The organism is Sphingomonas sp. TREG-RG-20F-R18-01, from assembly GCF_022662475.1.
Taxonomy (GTDB): domain Bacteria; phylum Pseudomonadota; class Alphaproteobacteria; order Sphingomonadales; family Sphingomonadaceae; genus Sphingomonas.
On the sequence record NZ_JAKNQQ010000001.1, the window covers coordinates 437,706 to 458,278 of the forward strand.

20 protein-coding genes and 2 tRNA genes are annotated in these 20,573 nt (G+C 67.7%); 4 read left to right on the forward strand and 18 right to left on the reverse strand.

Features of this window, described 5'->3' with window-relative positions; genetic code table 11:
• Window positions 1–126: 126 nt before the first annotated feature.
• Window positions 127–1,533 (forward strand): M20/M25/M40 family metallo-hydrolase, encoded by a 1,407-nt coding sequence (locus L8K25_RS02145; protein WP_242137273.1) that lies wholly within the window; start codon window positions 127–129, stop codon window positions 1,531–1,533.
• A 151-nt stretch (window positions 1,534–1,684) separates the two neighbouring features.
• Window positions 1,685–1,951 carry a hypothetical protein gene (locus tag L8K25_RS02150; protein WP_242137274.1) on the forward strand — a complete coding sequence of 89 codons (267 nt, stop codon included), beginning with the start codon at window positions 1,685–1,687 and terminating at the stop codon, window positions 1,949–1,951.
• A 124-nt stretch (window positions 1,952–2,075) separates the two neighbouring features.
• Here L8K25_RS02150 and L8K25_RS02155 read toward each other — a convergent pair whose 3' ends face one another.
• Window positions 2,076–2,825 carry a hypothetical protein gene (locus tag L8K25_RS02155; protein ID WP_242137275.1) on the reverse strand — a complete coding sequence of 250 codons (750 nt, stop codon included), beginning with the start codon at window positions 2,823–2,825 and terminating at the stop codon, window positions 2,076–2,078.
• On the opposite strand from L8K25_RS02155, the gene L8K25_RS02160 reads away from it, so the two are divergent.
• Entirely contained in the window at window positions 2,824–3,570 is a 747-nt protein-coding gene (locus tag L8K25_RS02160; protein WP_242137276.1) for an HAD-IIB family hydrolase, read from the forward strand. The genes L8K25_RS02155 and L8K25_RS02160 overlap by 2 nt on opposite strands.
• Before the next feature lie 142 nt (window positions 3,571–3,712).
• Here L8K25_RS02160 and L8K25_RS02165 read toward each other — a convergent pair whose 3' ends face one another.
• The 14 genes from L8K25_RS02165 to L8K25_RS02230 form a co-directional block, all read right to left on the reverse strand.
• The gene (locus tag L8K25_RS02165) at window positions 3,713–4,765 is read right to left on the reverse strand and encodes a Glu/Leu/Phe/Val dehydrogenase dimerization domain-containing protein (protein WP_242137277.1); all 1,053 of its coding nucleotides are present in this window, start codon (window positions 4,763–4,765) and stop codon (window positions 3,713–3,715) included.
• A gap of 26 nt (window positions 4,766–4,791) precedes the next feature.
• Window positions 4,792–4,868: transfer RNA gene (locus L8K25_RS02170), tRNA-His, on the reverse strand.
• Between the two features lie 54 nt (window positions 4,869–4,922).
• Window positions 4,923–5,660 carry a type II secretion system protein N gene (gene gspN / locus L8K25_RS02175; protein WP_242137278.1) on the reverse strand — a complete coding sequence of 246 codons (738 nt, stop codon included), beginning with the start codon at window positions 5,658–5,660 and terminating at the stop codon, window positions 4,923–4,925.
• Window positions 5,657–6,133, reverse strand: coding sequence for a type II secretion system protein GspM (gspM, locus tag L8K25_RS02180; protein ID WP_242137279.1), 477 nt, complete (start codon window positions 6,131–6,133; stop codon window positions 5,657–5,659). The genes gspN and gspM overlap by 4 nt, the downstream gene beginning before the upstream one ends.
• Complete coding sequence (gspL, locus tag L8K25_RS02185; protein ID WP_242137280.1) at window positions 6,130–7,227, reverse strand: type II secretion system protein GspL; 1,098 nt, start codon at window positions 7,225–7,227, stop codon at window positions 6,130–6,132. The genes gspM and gspL overlap by 4 nt, the downstream gene beginning before the upstream one ends.
• Entirely contained in the window at window positions 7,224–8,222 is a 999-nt protein-coding gene (gspK, locus tag L8K25_RS02190; protein ID WP_242137281.1) for a type II secretion system minor pseudopilin GspK, read from the reverse strand. Before gspK ends, gspL begins: the two co-directional genes overlap by 4 nt.
• Window positions 8,206–9,102, reverse strand: a complete 897-nt coding sequence (gspJ, locus tag L8K25_RS22665; protein ID WP_277923430.1) for a type II secretion system minor pseudopilin GspJ — start codon at window positions 9,100–9,102, stop codon at window positions 8,206–8,208. The genes gspK and gspJ overlap by 17 nt, the downstream gene beginning before the upstream one ends.
• Window positions 9,103–9,185: 83 nt before the next feature.
• Window positions 9,186–9,569 carry a type II secretion system minor pseudopilin GspI gene (gspI, locus tag L8K25_RS02200; RefSeq protein WP_347341135.1) on the reverse strand — a complete coding sequence of 128 codons (384 nt, stop codon included), beginning with the start codon at window positions 9,567–9,569 and terminating at the stop codon, window positions 9,186–9,188.
• Complete coding sequence (locus tag L8K25_RS02205) at window positions 9,562–10,035, reverse strand: GspH/FimT family pseudopilin (RefSeq protein ID WP_242137283.1); 474 nt, start codon at window positions 10,033–10,035, stop codon at window positions 9,562–9,564. The genes gspI and L8K25_RS02205 overlap by 8 nt, the downstream gene beginning before the upstream one ends.
• The gene (gene gspG / locus L8K25_RS02210; RefSeq protein ID WP_277923431.1) at window positions 10,010–10,468 is read right to left on the reverse strand and encodes a type II secretion system major pseudopilin GspG; all 459 of its coding nucleotides are present in this window, start codon (window positions 10,466–10,468) and stop codon (window positions 10,010–10,012) included. Before gspG ends, L8K25_RS02205 begins: the two co-directional genes overlap by 26 nt.
• An 8-nt stretch (window positions 10,469–10,476) precedes the next feature.
• The gene (gspF, locus tag L8K25_RS02215; RefSeq protein ID WP_242137284.1) at window positions 10,477–11,715 is read right to left on the reverse strand and encodes a type II secretion system inner membrane protein GspF; all 1,239 of its coding nucleotides are present in this window, start codon (window positions 11,713–11,715) and stop codon (window positions 10,477–10,479) included.
• A gap of 125 nt (window positions 11,716–11,840) precedes the next feature.
• Window positions 11,841–13,355, reverse strand: a complete 1,515-nt coding sequence (locus L8K25_RS02220; protein ID WP_242137285.1) for an ATPase, T2SS/T4P/T4SS family — start codon at window positions 13,353–13,355, stop codon at window positions 11,841–11,843.
• Window positions 13,356–13,483: 128 nt separating this feature from the next.
• Entirely contained in the window at window positions 13,484–15,730 is a 2,247-nt protein-coding gene (gene gspD / locus L8K25_RS02225) for a type II secretion system secretin GspD (protein WP_242137286.1), read from the reverse strand.
• Window positions 15,727–16,602, reverse strand: a complete 876-nt coding sequence (locus tag L8K25_RS02230) for a type II secretion system protein N (protein WP_242137287.1) — start codon at window positions 16,600–16,602, stop codon at window positions 15,727–15,729. Before L8K25_RS02230 ends, gspD begins: the two co-directional genes overlap by 4 nt.
• Before the next feature lie 126 nt (window positions 16,603–16,728).
• Between L8K25_RS02230 and L8K25_RS02235 the strand changes: the two genes are divergently transcribed.
• Entirely contained in the window at window positions 16,729–17,385 is a 657-nt protein-coding gene (locus L8K25_RS02235) for a 2OG-Fe(II) oxygenase (RefSeq protein ID WP_242137288.1), read from the forward strand.
• A gap of 98 nt (window positions 17,386–17,483) precedes the next feature.
• Here L8K25_RS02235 and L8K25_RS02240 read toward each other — a convergent pair.
• From L8K25_RS02240 to lon, 3 genes are all read right to left on the reverse strand, one after another.
• Window positions 17,484–17,558: transfer RNA gene (locus tag L8K25_RS02240), tRNA-Val, on the reverse strand.
• Between the two features lie 125 nt (window positions 17,559–17,683).
• Window positions 17,684–17,956: an HU family DNA-binding protein gene (locus L8K25_RS02245; protein ID WP_010164287.1), complete on the reverse strand. Its 273-nt coding sequence runs from the start codon at window positions 17,954–17,956 to the stop codon at window positions 17,684–17,686.
• A 151-nt stretch (window positions 17,957–18,107) separates the two neighbouring features.
• Window positions 18,108–20,537 carry an endopeptidase La gene (gene lon / locus L8K25_RS02250; RefSeq protein ID WP_242137289.1) on the reverse strand — a complete coding sequence of 810 codons (2,430 nt, stop codon included), beginning with the start codon at window positions 20,535–20,537 and terminating at the stop codon, window positions 18,108–18,110.
• Window positions 20,538–20,573 lie beyond the last annotated feature (36 nt).

The window sequence follows — 20,573 nt, forward strand, 5'->3', positions numbered from 1 at the left end:
GGCCGCTCGACGCGGGGGGCGTCACGAACCGGACCTGAGATCCGCGCGCGTCTTGTCTCCTGCACGCACCTTCGCCGCCGACTCCGTCGGCCCGGCAAACGTCAGCCCTTCAAGGAGTGTCCCTGCATGACCATCCGTTCGCTGTTTCTCGCGTCGACGTTGCTGGCCACCCTTTCCGCTCCCGCAATGGCGCAGCGCGCCATGCCCACGGCCGTCGCCCCCGATGCTGCGGTAGCCGCGATCCGCGACACGGCGCTGCAGGACGACGTCGCCTATGACATCGTCTCCGGCCTAACGACCGAGATCGGCCCGCGCCCCGATGGCTCGCCCGCGGAGGAACGCGCGCGGCAGTGGGCGGTGATCAAGCTCAAGGCGCTCGGCTTCCAGAACGTGCGGATCGAACGCTATGAGCTCAAGAACGTCTGGGTTCGCGGCACCGAGACCGCCGAAGTCATCACCCCCTTCCCGCAGCCGCTGCGGCTGACCGCGCTCGGCAATTCGGGCGCGACCCCGGCCAAGGGGCTGACGCTGCCGGTCGTCTATTTCCCGAGCTTCAACGATCTGATGCTTGCGCCTGCGGGCAGCCTGAAGGGCAAGATCGCGTTCGTCTCCAACGCGATGCAGCCAACGCAGGACGGGTCGAGCTACGGCAGCCAAGGCAGCGCACGCTTTCTCGGGCCGAATGTCGCCGCGACCAAGGGCGCCGCCGCAATCGTGATCCGCTCGATCGGCACCGATCACGGCCGCGGGCCGCATGCGGGGACCACCAACTTCGCGCCCGGCGTCACGCCGATCCCCGCCGCCGCGCTGTCGGTCGCGGATGCGGAGAATCTCGAACGCATGTTCAAGACCGGCAAACCCGTCTCGCTCCATCTCGTTCTGACGCCGACCGTCGTCCCCAACCGCACCTCGGGCAACGTCGTCGCCGAAGTCCCCGGCTCGGATCCGTCGGCGGGGATCGTCCTGATCGGCGGGCATCTCGACAGCTGGGATCTCGGCACCGGCGCGATCGACGATGGCGCGGGCGTTGCGATCACGGCGGCGGCGGCCAAGCACATCATGGCCGCAGGCACCCCGCGCCGCACGATTCGCGTCGTCTGGTTCGGCGACGAGGAAACCGGCGGTTTCGGTGGTGCCGCCTATGCCAAGGCGCATGCGACCGAGCAGCACACGATCGCCGCCGAATCCGATTTCGGCGCGGACCGGGTGTGGCGTTTCGAAACCAATCTGCCCGAGTCCGCCAAGCCGGTCGCGGATCGCCTCGCGGTTGCGCTCGCGCCGATCGGCGTGGTGCGCGGCGCTGACAAGGCGCACGGCGGGACCGACGTCGAGGCGACGCTGGCGCTCGGCGGCGGCGGGATCGACCTCAATCAGTCGGGCTTGCGCTACTTTGATTACCATCACACGCCCGAGGACACGCTCGACCTGATCGATCCCGCGCAGTTGCGCCAGAACGTCGCGGCGTGGGCGACGATGCTGGCGGTGGTGGCAAACGCACCCGAGGCGATAGGGCCGATCGGTGCCAAAAACTGACATCGGCTCGTCGCAAATATGGCTGAAAGGTGGCAGGATGGTATCGAAAACACCGATTGTTGATTGACGCACCGCAGCGACTCGTTATGCCACCGGTCTTCGCGGAGGCACCTGCCGCCACGAAATGCCTTATTTGCTTGGGAGCAATTGCATGAAGAAGACCGCCCTTGTTCTCGTCGCCGCCGGCCTGGTTTCGCTCGCCGCGTGCAACAAGAACCCAGAAGCTGCTGCGATCGAGAACAATGCCGACATGGTCGCTGACGCGGTCGACAACAACGCTTCGATGATCGACGACATGGCGTCGAACACCTCGAACGCAACGGCTTCGGCAGTGTTGGACAACAAGGCCGACTCGATGCACGACCAGGCTGACAACATCCGCGCCGACGGCGATGCCAAGGCTGACAACGTCCAGTAAGGACGTTGGCGCCGGGTTGACGCTCGGACGCTTGAAGAAGGGCGCTACCGCATCGCGGTGGCGCCCTTTTTTGTCTGGCGCGATCCGCAGGCGCGCGGCACGACCAGGGGCCGGCCCCGGCGTCCTACCCCGTCGGCATCTGCGCGATCATCGCATCCAGCGCCGCCAGCCGCAGCGCGATCCCTTCCCGATACGGCGTGCCCCGGGGCGACAACGCGAGCGCGCGCAGCCAGTACGCCCTCCCCTTGCGGAAATCACCCGCCTGGACATAGGCAAGCCCGGCGAAGAACGGCGGTGCCGGGTGCTCCGGCGCGAGCCGCATCGCCTGCTCGAACGCGAGCCGCGCCGCCGGCGATACCGCGCCCCCGTCATGCTGCGAAATGGCGGTGCCGAGCCCGGTCCAGAGCGTGAGGCTGCGTGGATAGCGGTTCGCGCCCATCAGCACGACGCGCGCGCCGCTCTCGCGGCTGCCGCTGCGCATCAGCGCGTCCGACGCGATGAGATACGCCCCGTCCCCGGTAAAGCGGCCGAGCATCTGGTCGCGCATCTCGGTCATGTCGGGGAAGACCGCGACCGCATCGCGATCCGCCTGCACCGGATGCCCCGCCAGCCCGGCATGTTCCTGCGCGGCATAGCCCGCCGCACCGATCATCAGCGCGGCGCCGACCATCGTCCACAGGGATCGCGCAACCCCGGCGACCCACAACCCCAGCGCGATCGCCGCCCCCAGCCCGACGAGCATCACCCAGCCACTCACGGTCGCAATTCCATCCCGTTGGTCATAGGCATGACCATGCGCGCGAACCGCGCAGCGGGCAACCGCAAGCAATTCTCGCGCGTTCTCCCCTCCCGTCTCCAGCCAGGATCCTGTCATGAAGAAACTCATCGCGTTCGACCTCGACGGCACGCTTGCCGAGAGCAAGCAGCGGATCGGCGAGCCGATGGCCGCGTTGCTCGGGCAGTTGCTGGAGGTTACGCGCGTCGCGGTCATCTCGGGCGGCGACTGGCCGCAGTTCGAGACGCAGGTCGTGGCGGCGCTACCCCAGGGCACGAAGCGCGACCGCCTGTTCATCATGCCGACCACCGGCACCAAGCTGTACCGCTTCGAGGGCGAGGCATGGACCCCGATCTACGCCGAGATCTTCGCCCCGGAGGAACGCGACCATATCCTGAACGCGCTGGACACCGCAACGCAGGAGGCGGGCTTCGGCGACGAGAAGATCTGGGGCGCGCGCGTCGAGGATCGCGGCAGCCAGATCACCTTCTCCGGCCTCGGACAGGAAGCGCCGCTCGATGCCAAGAAGGCGTGGGACCCGGATTTCGCCAAGCGCAAGGCGATGCAGGCGATCCTGCGCAAGGCTTTGCCCGACCTGTCGGTCAATATCGGCGGATCGACCTCGCTCGACATCACGCACAAGGACATCGACAAGGCCTATGCGATGCGCAAACTGGCCCAGGCTTCGCGCATCGCGACCGAGGACATGCTGTTCCTGGGGGATGCGATCTATCCCGGCGGCAACGACGACGCCGTACGCGCAGCGGGAATGGACACGATCGCGGTCCGCGATGTCGAGGATACGATGACCGCGGTGCGCGCGATCATCGCGTGTTTGAAGTGAACCCCAACTTTTGAACGCCTTCCCCGGCGAAGGCCGGGGCCCAGGAGCGAAGGTCGCTGCAACGAAGCGCAACGCCAGGAAAGATTACCGTCTCGCTACTGGGCCCCGGCCTTCGCCGGGGAAGCAGGAAAAGGAAAGTGCGTTACCCGCGCCCGATCAGCTTCCGCGCCATCGCATCCGCGACATCCGACGCCGGTGCGCCCGACCGATCACTTTCGTCCCAGATCGCGACCAGCCGCTCCGGGATCCGCGTGATGCGCTTCTCGACTTCGGCCTGATCGCCCTGCCCGAGATATTCGAGCCCGACGTTGATGATCCCGCCGGCATTGATCACGTAATCCGGGGCGTAGAGAATGCCACGCTCCTGCAGGGTCGCGCCCTCGGCGTGCGTTGCCAGCTGGTTGTTCGCGCCACCCGCGATGATCTTGGTCTGCAGCGCGTCGATCGACTGCGGCGTCAGGATCGCGCCCAAGGCGTTCGGGCTGACGATGTCCGCCTTGGTCGACAGGATCGCGTCCGCCGCGACCGTCTCGCCACCGAGCTCCTCCGCCAGCGCCTTCGCGCGGTCGGCGTTGACGTCGGCGAGCGTCAGCTTCGCGCCATCCTTGGCAAGCAACCGGGCGAGACCGCCGCCGACGCTGCCGACACCCTGGATCGCGACGTGCACGCCGCGCATGTCGTCCGCGCCGAGCCCGCGCTTGGCGGCCGCCTTGACGCCGAGATACACGCCCATCGCGGTATATGGCCCCGGATCACCCCCCGCGCTGCCGGCGGCAACCGGCAGACCGGAGACGTGCTTGGTCATGGTCGCGATCGTCTTCATGCTCGCTTCGGACATGCCGACGTCTTCCGCCGTCACGTAGCGCCCGCCGAGCGACTCGACCGCGCGCCCGAACGCCTCGAGCTGAGCCTGGGTGATGATGTCGCCAGGGTTGGCCGCGAGGACCACGCCCTTGCCCCCGCCCATCGGCAAGTCGGCCATCGCGTTCTTGAAGCTCATCCCGCGCGACAGCCGCAGCGCATCGGTGATGGCGCGGTCATGGTCGGCGTAATGCCAGAACCGGACTCCGCCCGCTGCCGGTCCGAGCGCGGTCGAGTGGACCGCGATTACCGCGCGCAAACCGCTCGCCGGATCGGTGAAGAGATGGACGCCTTCGTGGTCGTCGAAATCGGGGAAGCCCCAGCCGGTGGTCAAAGCGAATTCCTGGCTGCTAGAAAGAATGGGGCGACCGACGGGACTTGAACCCGCAACATCCGGCATCACAAGCCGACGCTCTAACCAATTGAACTACGATCGCCGCAGAGTGGGCGCTCCTAGCGGGAGCGGGACCCCACCGTCAAGAATGCTCTTGTCATAATTTACCGTCCACCGTCAGCATATGCCCTTTCGTGGTGGGTCGGAAGCCGGCGAGCTCGAGTTTCTGCGCTGCGGTCGGATCGCTCGGGTGGACCAGCAGCACGGCGACGAACCGCCCATTCTGCCACAGGCGCAGGTCGACATGCTCGGTCCCCGCCTGGCTCGCCAGCGGGAGCAGCAGTGCGCCCGCGTCGCAGCGCGCATTGCCCGAAAGCCCCTGCCCCAGCGCGACGCCGCCGAGATCGCCGCTCAGGACGGCCTTCACCCGGCCCTCCGCCTTGTCGCAATTGCCGTCGCGGAAGCGCACGCTGACCGCATCGAGATCGAGCCCCGTCACCGGCACTGGCGCGAAGATGTCGCCGGCCGGCAGGCTCGCGGTCATGTCGTCGATGCCGGTTGCGTGGCGCGATACGGTCACAGCGCCACGAATCGTGCGGGTCGCCACGGGTGCGTCGGCAGCGGGCTGGCCGGTAATGCCGATTCGCGCGCGACCGAGCGCCAGCGGCCAGGGCGACAGCGATGCGCCGAGATCCCCGAGCGCGATCGACCCGACCTGCGCCTCGCGGACGCTGCCGAACCAGACGCTGCCGGTCGCTTCCCGCGCGGCGATTCGCGTCGAGTCGAGATCGAACCACCCGAGCACCAGTCGCAACGGCAACAGCACGATCAGCGCAACCACGAACACGGCGCCGAACAGCGCGGCCGGGCCGGTCCTGAGCCGAAACCGCGTCATTGCCCGCGCGCCCGGAGCGTCATCTGGACCGCCACGGTGCGATCGCCATTGTCGGTGGTGGCGAGCTGTTCGACCAGCACGCCCGCCGCCTCGAGATCCGCCACCCACGCGGTCAGCGCCCCCGGCCGCGCGGACGCGATCGCGATCGCGACCCGGTCCCCGCCCTGCGGCGTCACGGCGGCGAGCGCGAAGCCCGCGTCGTTCGCGCGGGTGCGGATCAGCGTTTCGAGCGGTCCATCGAGCGGGGCGATTCGCTCGGCCTGCGCCGCCTTGACCGCATCGACCCGCACCTGTGTATCGCCCAGCGCGATCACGTCGGTGGCGTGCCGTCCACGCTCCGATTCGAGGGCATCGTTGAGCGGGACGATCAGCAGATATGCGATGGCGAGCACCGCGATCACCCCGCCCGCGAGCACGAGCCGTTGCTCGCGTTGCGTGCGCGCGCGGTACCAGAGGAGCAGGCGTTCGGTCATTTCGGCTTCACCAGCAATTCCCCGGACAGGCGGCCGCCGGTGGACACGAGTTGGCCCTGGGTCGACGCCTCGAACCCGGCCGCATCGATCCGGCGGCGCAGGTCGAGGATCTGGCCCTCGTTCTGCAACCCGACGGTCACGCGTAGTGCGCCGAGCGAATCGAACGCCAGCGTGCGCAGCTCGGTCCCCGGCGTCGCCTGCACCGCCGCGAACACCGCCGCGGTGGTCCGCGTGAACCCCTGCCCGCCGCCGCGCAGCCGCTCGAGCCGCGCATCGAGCTGGCGGTCGGCATCGCTCACCGCTTCGCCGCGCGCGAGCCCGATACGCGCGAGCAGGTCGTTGCGCCGCTCCAGCTCGTCCGCCGCGGTCGAATATTTGATCAATAGCACGAGCGTGATCAGCACGGTCACGCCGAGGATCGCCGCGCTCAGCCACCCGAGTCGCCGGACGAGCGCCCAGTCGATCCCAATCCGGGTCCGCCGCGCGAACATGCCCTGCCGAAGGTCCAGAGCGGGTGCCGCCACCGCCGCGCAAATCGCCGCCTCGACCACGTCGCGCGGCAGTACCTCGGGGGCGATGCCGCCAGTCACCAGTTCGGTCAGCCGCGCCTCGTCGGCAAAGCCGCTGGTCGCGCCGCGCACGACGCCTGCCCCGCCGAGATCAGCGCGGACATAGCCCGTCTCGGGCCGCGGGAGCAGCATCGGCGCGGGCAGCATCGCGTCGGGATCGACCCCGTTCGCCGCAAGCGTGTCGAGCCAGCCCTGCATCTGCCCGGCGGCCACCACGCCGATCGGGCGTTCGAGCGCATTCCCCTCGCGCCCGACCGCGACATGCAGGGCACCGACCGGCGCGGCGCTCGCATCGGCCGCGAGCAGGCGCGCCGCGGTCACCGATTGCGCGACCGAGCGGTCGGGGAGGTCGGCCCAGTGCAACGTCACCGCATCGGCGGGTACCACTGCGACATGCGCGCGCTCGTCGTCCGCGGCGAGATCGGGAAAGCCCTCGCCGCGCTCCGCCACCCCATCGCCCGCGATCCGGAGCCAGCGCCAGGGCCGGTCATGCGCGGGCAGGAAGAGGACGAGCGTATCGGTCATGGTCGCTCGCCCCATTGCCGCGAGACGAGCCGCGCGGGAAGGGCCGACGCGTCGATCAGCCCCGATTGTTCGAGAACGGCCCCGCCCAGCGTCACATCGACCTTGAGCGTGAACCATTTGGTGGTGATGTCGGTCTGTCCGATCGCATCGCCCGGACCACCCGCTACCGCCGCCTGCGACCAGAAGCCCTGCGCGGTCGGGAACCCCTGTGGCGGGCGGCGCAGCAGGATCTGCCGTGCGCCCTCGACCGAAAGCGTATTGGGGAGCAGCATCGCCAGCAGCGGCGCCTGTTCGGGGAGGAGTGTGTTGACGTTGATCTTCGACACCTCGGCCCGGGGCAGCGTGCACAGCCAGGGGCGAAGCTTCTCGTAATCGGTCCGCGTCACGCCCGCGACCGCGCGCAGTTCGCTCGGGTCGCTCATCAGTGTGTTGGCGGTGCGATAGCCCTGCCGCCCGCCGCCGTAAGCCGTGTCCTCCGCGCCGCCGTCGAGCGGGGCGTTGTCGCTGTCGATCCAGTCGCTCGCGGCTGCCGCGATCGCATCGGGGGAACGGGCGCCCGGGTCGACCAGCCGGATCAGCCGCGCGAAGATCAGGCGTGCGGTCGTATAGGCGGCGTAATTTCCTGCTCCGGGCGCCGTCTGGACGACGAGGCTGTTGAGGTTGAAGCAATTGCCGCCGTCGGTCACGCGCGCGGTGGCGCTGCCGTTCGGGATCGGCAGCGCGAACGGCGTATCGCTCCAATTGCCTTGCAGCGTCACGCGGTTCTGGCTTTTCTGCAGCAGGTCGGTGACCTTGACCACTGCGAGCGTCTCCGCCGCGAGCGAATAGGCGCGCGCCTGGTCGAGCGCGACCGCATTCCCGCCGACCCGGGTCGCGAGCCGCAGTTTTTCGAGCGCGGTCCCCGCCAGCACCGCGATCACCGCGACGAGCAGCAGCACGGTCAGCAGCGCCGCGCCGCGTTCCCCCTTGCCGCCGGGTTCAGCTGGTCCGCGCATCGGCTCGCTTCCCATAGCCCGTGCCGACGAGGAACAGCTCGCGCGTCTCGATCCCGCCGGTGCGCAGGATGCGGAGCTCGACCGCATCGGGCAACGGCGTCTGCGGCGCGCCGGTCCAGCGATCGCTCCACGCGCCTTTGATGCGATAGCGCAGCGCGACCTGCTTGACGCGGGGGACGATCGGCGTGGCGGGCAGCGGCTGCGCGCCGTCGAGCATCGGATAGGCGACGCGCGCGAGCGCGCCGTCGATCACCGCATATTCGACCTTCTGCACGTCCGCGCGCGGCATGCCGTCGAGGTTGCTCCATCCGCCGCGCACGAAACGCAGCATCGGCACCGCGGTCGGGCCCGATCCGCCGACGAACGCCGGGGTGCCGTTGCCGTTTTCATCGCGCACCGGGCGATCGAGCGCCTGCGCGAAATCCGCGGTCATGATCGATTCGAGCTGGTTCATCGCGGAAACGTCGTCGAGCTTCGCCGCGGTCGCCCCCTGCGCGCGGACCGAGAAGGACAGCAACGCCACGCCCGCCGCCGAGAGCAGCCCGAAGATGAGGAGCGAGATCATCACCTCGATGAGGGTGAAGCCGGATTCCGCACTGGTACGCGCTCCCCGATCCCCTTCTCTCTCCCCGGCGAAGGCAAGACCTCGGCGAAAGTCGCGTTGTTGCCCCTTCCCGTCACCCCGGCGCAGGCCGGGGCCGCCATGTAAGGGGGCAAAACCGGTGATACCGCACCCAGCCGTCTCGCCGCGCCCGGATAACCACACGGCCCCGGCCTTCGCCGGGGTGACGGTAGCGGGATCGGGCGACTTTCGCAGATGTCTCGCGAAGGCCGGGGCCCAGTGGGAAAGGTCGAGGTAACTGCGTGCATCCCCCGCCATGCCCGCCCCGCTCCTGGGCGCCGGCCTTCGTCGGGGAAGCGCAGTGGGAGGAAGCGCAACGGCGGCGTGCACACGAAAAACCCTCACGACCGCGTCGCTCCGTCGCGCACCACCGTCAGATGCCCCGCCTTGCGCCCGCTCGGGTCCACCACCGTCACGTCGATCCGCAGGATCCGCGAGTCGCCGGTCGGCTGCACCACCCGGGTCCACGCCCATGCCCGCCCCCCATTCTGCTCGATCCCGCTCGCCGCGCCGATCGTCGGCGCGCGGCCATCGGTCATCGCGGTATAGGCGACGTTGCGCGCGACGATCTGCGCCGTCAGCGTGGTATCCAGCGTCGTCGCCCCCCGGATCGTCGCCCCTTCGAGCCGGATCAGCGCCAGCGCGGCCAGGCTGAACACCGCGAGCGCGACCATCATCTCGATCAGCGTGAAGCCGCGATCCCCGAGGCGGCGGCGGTCACGCACCGATCTTGACCCGCCCGTCATTGCCGATCCGCACCGTCAGGTTCTCCGTCGACCGGTGGAGCACCACGTCCATCGGCCGATCCGCGCTCCCGGTCGAATCGAACAGGATCCGGTCGCGTCCGCCGCTGGCGGGAACCGCCTCGGTCCCCTTGCTCCAGCGCGTCACGCGCAGCGGCTTCTCGCTCATCGCGACCCATGCACCGTCACGCCGCGCGTCGAAGCCATAGCCGCCCGCCGACACCCACACGCTCACCGGCCGCGCGGTGACAACCGCCAGATCATGCGCCGCCCGCGCGCGCGCCGCGAATTGCGCCCCCTCGTCGCGCAGCCGGCCGCGCGGATCGGGGAGCGCGAGCACCACCACGGCGCTCGCCAGCCCGATGATCGTGATCACGATCATCAGCTCGATCAGGGTGAACCCCTGCGCGCCGCCGAAGCGGTTACTGCCAGCTACCGAGATCGGCATTGACGCCTTCGCCGCCTTCCTTCTTGTCCGCGCCGAGCGTCCAGACGTCCGCCTCGCCATGCTGGCCGGGGGCGGCGTAGAGATACGGCTTGCCCCACGGATCGAGCGGGAGCTTCTTGATGTAGCCGCCCCGCTGATACTTGCTCGCGTCCGCATCGGCGGGTGCGCTGACCAGCGCCTGCAACCCGTCCGTGGTCGAGGGATAAGCGTCGTTCTGGAGCTTGTAGAGGTCGAGCGCGCCCTCGATCTGCGCGATGTCGGCCTTTGCCTTGGTGATCTTGCCCTTGTCGCCCAGCGGCAGGACATTGTACGTCACGATCGCGGCGAGCAGCCCGAGGATGACGATCACGACCATCAGCTCGATCAGCGTAAACCCTTGTTCCGACGCGCGAACGCGGCGATTGAGGGCGGGGGTGGCAGGCATATCCGTCATAACAAACCTCATTGTCCGGCAAGCGTGTTGAGCTGCAGGATCGGCAACAGGATGGATAGCACGATCGTCGCGACCACGCCCCCCATCAGGACGATGATGATCGGTTCGAGCAGCGACAAGGCGGTCGTCGTGAACCGGTCGAATTCGCGTTCGAGATAATCCGCCGCGCGCTCGAGCATGTCGTCGAGCTGCCCAGCAGTCTCACCGCTCGCCGCGAGATAGGTCAGCAGCGGCGGAAACACCCCCGTCCGCCGCATCGCCGCCGACAGGCTCCCGCCGCCGCGGATCGCCTCGACGATCTCGTCCGATGCCGCCTTCAGCCGCAGATTGCGGATCGTGCCCCCGGTCAGCGCGAGCCCCTCTAAAAGCGGCAACCGGCTCGCCACCATCGTCGCGAGCGTCCGCGCCATCCGCGCGGCGTGCAGATCGCGAAACAGCCGCCCGATCAGCGGCACGCGCAGGATCCACGTATCGAAGCGCAGCTTGACCGCCGGGTTCTTGAGCGCGCGCCAGAACCCGATCCCGCCGAGCACGATCGCGAGCATCAACGCCCACCAGTAACTGACCATGAAGTTCGAGACGCCCATCACGATCCGCGTCAGCAGCGGGAGTTGCTGCCCGACCGTATCGAATTGCTCGACCACCTGCGGCACGACGAACACCATCAGCGCGGTGACCACCGCCATCGCGACGACCGCAAGCACCGATGGATAGGCGAGCGTAGTGATGATCTGCCCGTTGATCTCGGCTTGGCGTTCGAGCAGCACCGAAAGTCGTTCGAGGATGACGGGCAACGACCCCGACGTTTCGCCCGCCGACACCATCGCGCGGTACAGCGCGGGGAAGCTTTTGCCCTCGCGCGCCATCGCCTCGTGGAGGCGGCGGCCCTCGGTGACGCCCGCATGGACCGAATCGACGATCGCGCGGACATGCTCCTGCTCGGTCTGGCGCGAGATCGTGCGGAGCGACTGTTCGAGCGGCGATACCCGGTTGAGCGTCGCGAGCTGGCGCGTGAACAGGGTGAGCTGCTTGGTGCTCATCTTGCGGCTGCCGAGCCGGAAGTCGGAGAACAGCGGCTTGCCGCGGGCGGCGGCGGCGGCGGCTCGGCCCGAGCCGGGTTCGACCTTGACCACGTAAAGCTTGCGCCGGTCGAGCAATACGCGCGCATCCTCGATCGACGGCGCAGCAACCTGCCCGCGCGCCTCGCGCCCCTTGGTGTCGATCGCGAGATAATCGAAGTCAGGCACCCCGCCCTCCCACCGTCACCCCGGCGCAGGCCGGGGCCGCCACGTTCGGAGCACCCGCATCGCAAAGTACCATGACGGCCCCGGCCTTCGCCGGGGTGACGGGCTGTATAGCCCCCACCCCGGCGCTATTCACCCGCCACCTCCGGCAAGGGCATCGGCGCTTCCGCATCCGCCATATCCCGCCGCGAAATCCGCACCGCTTCCTCGGGCGTGGTCATCCCGTCGCGCACCAGCGCGCGCGCCGCACTCCCCAGATTCGGCGCGTGCAAAAAGGCATGGCGCGCGATGATCGATTCATCCCCGCCGTCGTTGATCAGCCGGCGCACGGTATCGTCGATCCGGATCGCCTCATAGACGCCGATCCGGCCCTTATACCCCGTCCCCTGGCACTGCTCGCACCCGACCGCCTCATAGACGATCGCCCCCGCATCGAACCCGAGCAGCGCCGACACCGACCCCGTCGCCTGCACCGGCCGCCGGCAATGCTCGCACAAGCGCCGCACCAGTCGCTGCGCGATCACAGCGCGGAGCGTGGAGGCGAGCAGGAACGGCTCGACCTTCATGTCGCGCATCCGCGTGATCGCGCCGACCGCGTCGTTGGTGTGGACCGTCGACAGCACGAGATGCCCGGTCAGCGACGCTTGCACCGCGATCTCGGCGGTCTCGCGGTCGCGGATTTCGCCGACCATCACGACATCGGGATCCTGCCGCAGGATCGCGCGCAGCCCCGCCGCGAAGGTCAGCCCGACCTTGGCGTTGACCTGTGTCTGCCCGACGCCGTCCATCGCATATTCGACCGGATCCTCGACCGTCAGGATGTTGCGACTGCCGTCGTTGAGCAGCCGCATCGAGGCATAGAGTGTCGTCGTCTTGCCCGAGCCGGTCGGCCCGGTGACGAGGATGATCCCGTTCGGCTCGGTGATCGCTTCCTTGAGCAACTGGTTGATCGCGGGCGTCATCCCGAGCACGTCGAGCGTGATCCCGGCATTCTCCTTGTCGAGGATACGCAGCACGACCCGCTCACCCGCGCGGCTCGGCAGCGTTGAGACACGCACATCGAGCAGCTTGCCGCCCAGCGTCAGACCGATGCGCCCATCCTGCGGCACGCGCCGCTCGGCAATGTCGAGTCGGGCCATCACCTTGATGCGGCTGACGACGACGGGGGCGACATGCGGCGGCATTCTGAGCGTCTCGCGCAGCACGCCGTCGATCCGCATCCGCACGACAAGGCCGGTCTCATAGGGTTCGACGTGAATGTCCGACACGCCGTTGCGTGCGGCATCCGCGATGATGCCGTTGATCAACCGGATCGCGGGCGCATCGTCGGCGGTGTCGAGTAGGTCGTCCGCAGTCGGCAGGTCGCTCGCGAGCACGTCGAGTTCGTCGCCGAGGCCGAGCGTTCCGGCTGCCATCGCGGCGGCCTGGCCGTCCATCGCATAGGCTTCGGAGAGCAGGCGGTCGAATTCGGTCGGGGTGACGAAGCCGACGTCGAACGGGCGCGCGAGGTGGCGGCGGAGTTCGAGCAGCACCTTGGGGTCCGCGCCTTCGCGCATCGCGACCGCGAAGTGGCTGTCGGTGCCGGGGGCGAGGACGACGCCGAACCGGCGTGCGAAGGCGTAGGGGATGGTTACGTCGGGCATAATAAGCCCCTCCCCTTCAGGGGGGGGGTTGGGGTGGGGAAGTCCAGCAATGCTGACGCTCGGTGAGACACCCCCCACCCCCAACCCCTCCCCTGAAGGGGAGGGGCTTAGAGGAACTGTGCCACCCATCACTTGTCCCGCCTGCGAATGATCGTCGTCGTATTCCGCTGCACCGGCACCGCGATCCGCGGGTCGTCGATGTTGCCCAGCACCGGCGCGCTCGGGATCGGCGGGGCCGCCCCCAGATAGTCGCGCACCAGCTGGTCGATCGACGGCTCCGCCTGCGAATCCTGCAACCCCTGCTGGAGCCGGAGGTACCCATAGCGTTGCTCGGTCAGCCTACGGCTGTCCTCCGCCGTGCGCAGGATCGTCGGGCGGATGAAGATCATCAAATTGGTCTTGGTCCGCGATTTCGCCTTCGAGCGGAACAGGTTGCCCAGCCCCGGGATGTCGCCCAGCAGCGGGATCTTCTCGATCGTGCGGCGCTCGTTGTCGTCGAGCAACCCGCTGATCACCGCGATGTCGCCGTCGTCGACGGTGCGGACCGTCTCGACCTCGCGCTTGTTGAGGATGAGATCGCTGTTGCTGCTCGACACCGGCCCCGCGATCGAGCTGACCTCGAGCCGCAGGTTGAGCTTGACCGTCCCGCTCGAATTGACCTGCGGGCGGACCGTCAGCTCGATCCCGACATTCTCGCGCTGCGTCGTCTGGAACGCATTGTCGAAATTGGTCGACAGCGCCTTGCCCGTGGTGATCGGAATTTCCTGCCCGACCAGGCTGTGCGCCTCCTGATTGTCAAGCATCACGAGATGCGGGACCTGCAACAGGTTCGACGTCGTGTCGCTCTTCACCGCATTGATGATCGACGCGAAGATCGTGTCGCCGATCTTGCCGGTGAAGCCGCCGAACCCGCCGCTCGCGCCCAGGATCGAGGACAGCGCGGATTGCGCGAGCGTGTCGCTGGTCGTGCTGTTGGTGCTGGTGGTGACGGTCGATCCGTTGATCGTCGTGGTGGTGGTGTTGAGCTGCCGCGCCGCGACCGCGCCCGCGATCGTCAGGAGGCTCGGCGCGGTATTCTGGAAGCTCGACGCCGCGAAGACGCCGCCCTTCAGGTTGGCGATCGCGAACTGCGCGCCGAGCTGGCTCGCGACCTGGTCGGACACTTCGGCGACGATCGCCTCGACCAGCACCTGCTCGCGCCGCGTGTCGAGCTGCCGCACGACTTCGGACAGCTGGCGTTGCACCTCGGCCGGGGCAGCGATGACGATCGCGTTCGCACCGACGAAGCGCGTGACGACCGCGGCGGTGCGCCCGCCCTGCGCGGTGATCGCGGCCTGGCTGGGAGTATTGCCCGACCCGCCCGTATCCTGCTGGACCGCGGGGGTATTTGCCTGCCGCTGGACCGAATTGTTGCCGTTGCTGCCGGTCTGCGTGTTGTTGCCGAAGTTCGACTGCGACAGCTGCTGGTTGGTGATCGGCGACGGCGTCTGCCCGACGAGCTGCTGCAACACCGGCAGCAACTGCTCGGCATCGGCGTTCTCGAGGAACAGCACCTTGATTTCGGTACCGTTCTTGGCGCGCCGGTCGAGATCTTCCGCGACCCCCGCGAGCCGCGCGACCGTGGTCGCGTCGCCGCTGATCGCGACCGAGTTGGAGCTTTGCACCGCGACGACACTGGTGCCGTTGGCGCTGGGCGCGCTCGCCCCGGGCGCGCCGCTGCCGGCGCCGCCCCCGCTGCTGCCGCCCCCGCCCTGCCCCGCCAGCGATTGCAGCGCGGCCGCGATCTCCCGCGCGCCCGCGTTCTTGAGCGCGACGATCCGCGTCGTCGCGGTGTTGGTATCGATCCGCCGCAACACTTCGCGTACGCGCCGCACGTTGTCGGCGAAATCGACGATCACCAGGCTGTTGCCACCCCGGTTCGCCGTCACCGTGCCCTGCGGCGAGACAAGCCCGCGCACCGTATCGACCGCCGACTGCGCGTCGACCGAGCGCAGCCGCACGATCTCGGTGACGAAGCTGTTGCTCGCCGCCCCGCGCGAGCCGACCCGGCTCGGCTGCGACGCCGCGCTGTCGAGCGGCTGGATCCGGAAGCTGCCGTTGGTGGTCGGCACCGCGACCAGTCCGTTGGCGCGCAGCGTGGACAGGAAAATCTCGAAATATTGCGACTTGCTGACCGGGTGATCCGTAACGACGGTCACCTTCCCCTGGACGCGGGCATCGATGATGAAGGTGCGCCCGGTCACGCGGGCGGCATCCGCGATGAACGCGCGAATGTCGGCATCGCGCACGTTCATCGTCTGTTGCGCGCTCGCCGCACCAGCGCTTGCGAGCGCCAGCGCCGAGGCCAGGACGGGTCGGAGAATCAGTCTGTTCATTGACCCGCAATCGTAAGGCTAAGGGGAACGACCTGTCCGCCGCGCTCGACCGACAGGGAAATGGTGCCGCCACGGGCAAGCTGCGGGCCGAGCCGATCGATATCGCCCTGCCCGCTGACCGGACGGCCGCCGACTTGCGTCACGATGTCGCCGTCGCGCAACCCCGCCGCACGGAACGCCGCGCCCGAGCCTTGCGACCGGACCGTCAGCCCACTGACCTTGCCCCCGTCGATCCGCGGGATGAAGCCGATGTCGCTACGCAACTGTGCGGCAGTGATGCCCTGCGGGCCCGGCTGCGGGGACGGGGGTGGTGGCGGAGATGCGCCACGCTGTGGCACCGTGCCGCCCCCCATCAGCGGCGCGCCCGGCGGGGCAATCGTGGGGGCCGGGGCCTGCTCGGCCTGGGTCAGGAACAGATCCTCCGATCGTCCGCCCCGCTCGATCGTGACATGGTCGAAGGCCACCGACTTGAGCGTCACGCCCGGGGAGATTTCCTGGCCCACGCCGATGCTCTGCTGCACGCCGTCGGGCCCGGCGATGATCGCCGATCCACCGCCCTGCGCCTCGTCGATTCGCGTGCCGTACAGCGTGAGCTGCAAGGTCGTCACCGCCGATGGTGCTGCCGCGTCCCCACCACTGGTGCGGAAGAACGGATCGAACCCGCGCAGGATCGCCTGGGCCGATCCGGGGATGGTTCCCTGCTCCGGGCGCCAGACGCCGACCGGGCCGACCGGCGTGATCACCGCATAGACCAGACGCGCCGACTGGACCGCGAGCACGGCGATCAAGGCGAGCTCCAGCCCGGTATAGACTGTCGTAACGGGAAGGCGTCGCAGCATCGCCCGCGCCCGCGCATCCAAAACCAACCGCATGCGGACATCTTCCCCGATCAAGGCCCTGCTAGGCGGCGAGTGTTACAGACCGGCGTCATCGCTGTGAACCTCATATGGCATGGACGCAGGCTGGAAAACACCCGACGAATTTGGCAGGAACGCCGCATGACAGATGCGCGCAACTACGGATCGGGGATGCCCGCGGACGCAATGGTTGCGCATTTGGTAACCCAGGCCGGCATCCAGCGGGTGCCCAGCCCGAAGCTGACGCTGTTCATCCGGCGCGGCTTCCTTGATGCGGCGACCTGCGCTGCACTGTGCGGCGCGGTGGATGCGACGCGGCGGCCGTCGACCCTGTCCGATACCAATGGCGACGCAAGTTTCCGGACGAGCGAGACGGGCGACCTCGATCCGCTCGACCCGCTGACGATCGATCTCAACGCCCGGATCGTCACGCTGACCGGGCTCGACCCCGTCTACGGAGAGCCGATTCAGGGGCAGCGCTATGCCGTCGGCCAGGAATTCAAGGCGCATACCGACTATTTCGAACCCGATGGCGTGGACTATCCGCGATACTGCGGGATCGCCGGCAACCGCACCTGGACCGTGATGATCTATCTCAACGAACCCGAAGCAGGCGGCGCGACGCGGTTCAAGGCGATCGACAAGATCGTCCAGCCCGAAACCGGCAAGCTGCTCGCATGGAACAACCGTCGCGCGGACGGGACGCTGAACCCCGCGACGCTGCACCATGGGATGAAGGTCCGCGCGGGGACCAAATATGTCATCACCAAATGGTTTCGCGAGCGCCCCTGGCGCTGACCCGGCACCGCTCCGGTCCGGCCCGGACTCTTGCGCTCGACGACGCCACGATACGAAGGAACCCGCAACACCCGATGGGTATCGCGGGTTCCTGGAAGTGGTGGGCGCGGCAGGGATTGAACCTGCGACCCCACCCGTGTGAAGGGTGTGCTCTACCACTGAGCTACGCGCCCGCTGCCGGCATCGCGCAGCGCGATCGGCAAAACGGAAGGGGGCGGCTCGACGCCGCCCCGTTGCTGCGTCTTTAATCCCGGCGGCGCGCGCTTTGCAAGCGTTGCTGCGGGAAAAAGACGGGAACTTAGTTGACTGAGTCCTTCAGGCCCTTGCCGGCCTTGAACTTCGGCTGCGATGAAGCCTTGATCGTCATCGGTTCGCCGGTCCGCGGGTTGCGACCGGTGGATGCCTTGCGCTTGCTGACCGAGAACGTCCCGAACCCGACCAGCCGTACTTCGTCCCCCGCCTTGAGCGCTGCCGACACGGCATCGAACACGGCTTCGACGGCCTTGCTTGCATCCCCTTTGGTCAGCCCCGACGTGTCGGCCACCGTTGCGATCAATTCTTGTTTGTTCATCGCCACCAAACCCCCGTTACAAAAAGAAAATTGATTCCCAGCCACAAAGCCGGTGGCGCAGTAAGGCGGGTATGGGGGGGGCTGTCAAAACAAAAAGCAAGAAACGCGGATGGCCGGCATGGCAAACCGGCCATTCATGACAGCGAAGGCATCAATGATGCACTTCGCCGCCAACCGCTGCAACCCCGGCCGGAGGCTGCGCCGCGAGATCATCCGCTTCGCTCCATTCGATTGCCTCGAGCGGACCGGTCAACGCCAAACGCAAGACTTCATCGACGTGGGACACCGGAATGATCTTCAAACCATTCAGGATATTGGCAGGTATCTCTGCCAAGTCCTTTTCATTCTCTTGCGGGATCAGCACCGTGGTGATGCCGCCGCGCAGCGCCGCCAGCAGCTTCTCCTTCAGGCCCCCGATCGGCAGCACCCGGCCACGCAGGGTCACTTCGCCGGTCATCGCGATGTCACGACGGACCGGCACGCCGGTCAGCGTCGAGACGATCGCGGTGACGATCCCGATGCCAGCCGAAGGACCATCCTTGGGTACCGCGCCCTCGGGCAGATGGATGTGGACGTCCTTGCGCGCGAACACGCTCGGCTTGATCCCGTAGGACGGCGAGCGCGCCTTGATGAAGCTGAACGCGGTTTCGATCGACTCCTTCATCACGTCGCCGAGCTTGCCCGTGATCTTGGCGACACCGCGACCGGGTACCGTCACGCTTTCGATCGTCAGCAACTCGCCGCCGACCTCGGTCCACGCCAGGCCAGTGACCGCGCCAATCTGGTTTTCCTCTTCGCCGAGGCCATGGCGATACTTCTTCACGCCCGCGAAGTCGGAGAGGTTGTCCGCCGTGATCGTGATCGCGGTGTCCTTGTTCTCCAGGATCCGGCGCAATGCCTTGCGCGCGAGCTTGGCGATCTCTCGCTCCAGCGTGCGCACGCCCGCCTCGCGCGTGTAATATTGGATCAGCGCGCGCAGGCCCTCGGTGGTCAGCGTGAACTCGCCCGCTTTCAGGCCGTGGGCCTCGATCTGCTTGGCGATCAGGTGCCGCTCGGCGATCTCGACCTTCTCGTCCTCGGTATAGCCCTCCAGCCGGATGATCTCCATGCGGTCGAGCAACGCCTGGGGCAGGTTGAGCGAGTTGGCCGTCGTCACGAACATGATGTCCGACAGGTCGACGTCGATCTCGAGATAGTGGTCCTGGAACTTGGCATTCTGTTCGGGATCGAGCACCTCGAGCAGCGCCGATGCCGGATCGCCTCGGAAATCCTGGCCGAGCTTGTCGATCTCGTCGAGCAGGAACAGCGGGTTGCTGGTGCCGGCCTTCTTGAGATTGGTGACGATCTTGCCCGGCAGCGAGCCGATGTAGGTGCGGCGATGCCCGCGGATCTCGGCTTCGTCCCGCACGCCGCCCAGCGACTGACGGATGAACTCGCGGCCGGTCGCCTTGGCGATCGACTTGCCGAGCGAGGTCTTGCCGACGCCGGGAGGCCCGACGAGGCACAGGATCGGCCCCTTCAGCTTGTTGGTGCGCGCCTGCACCGCGAGATATTCGATGATCCGGTCCTTGACCTTCTCGAGCGCATAATGGTCCTCGTCGAGCACCGCCTGCGCCGCCGAAATGTCCTTGCGGATCTTCGACTTCTTGCCCCACGGCAGGCCGAGCAGCACGTCGAGGTAATTGCGCACCACCGTGGCTTCCGCCGACATCGGCGCCATCGTCTTGAGCTTCTTGAGCTCCGCCGTCGCCTTGGTCCGCGCTTCCTTCGACAGCTTGAGCGTCGCGATCTTCTGGGTCAGCTCGGCGATCTCGTCGCCCTCGCCTTCCTCGCCCTCGTTGCCGAGCTCGCGCTGGATCGCCTTCAACTGCTCGTTGAGGTAATATTCGCGCTGAGTCTTCTCCATCTGGCGCTTGACCCGCGACTTGATCTTCTTCTCGACCTGCAGGACGCCGAGCTCGCCCTCCATGAAGGCGAACACCATCTCGAGCCGCTTCGCCGGGTCACGCTCGACCAGCAGCGCCTGCTTGTCCGAAACCTTGACCTGGATGTTCGCGGCGACCGCATCGGCGAGCTTGCTCGCGTCCTCGATCTCGCCGAGCTGCACCGCGGTCTCGGCGGGCAGCTTGCGGTTGAGCTTGGCATAATTCTCGAACTGGTCGACGACCGAGCGCATCAGTGCCGACACCTCGGTGTTCGCCACGACCGGCTCCTCCGGTTCGTCGTCGGCTTCGAGCATGTCGACCGTTGCCGACAGGAAGCCTTCGACCTCGGTCAGCTCGGACAGCGACGCGCGCCGCTTGCCCTCGACCAGCACGCGCACCGTTCCATCGGGCAGCTTGAGCAGCTGCAGCACGGTGGCGGTGACGCCGATGTCGTACAGATCATCCCGCGCGGGATCGTCCTGCGCCGGGTCAAGCTGCGCAACGAGGAAAATTTCCTTGTCGCCGGCCATCGCCGCTTCGAGCGCCGCTACCGACTTGTCCCGTCCGACGAACAGCGGAACGATCATGCTCGGGAATACGACTATGTCCCGCAGCGGCAGGACGGGATAGGAATGCGAGGCAGAGGCTTGCGTCATGGATACTCCGGGTCGCGCCATTCAAAGCGCGTTCTT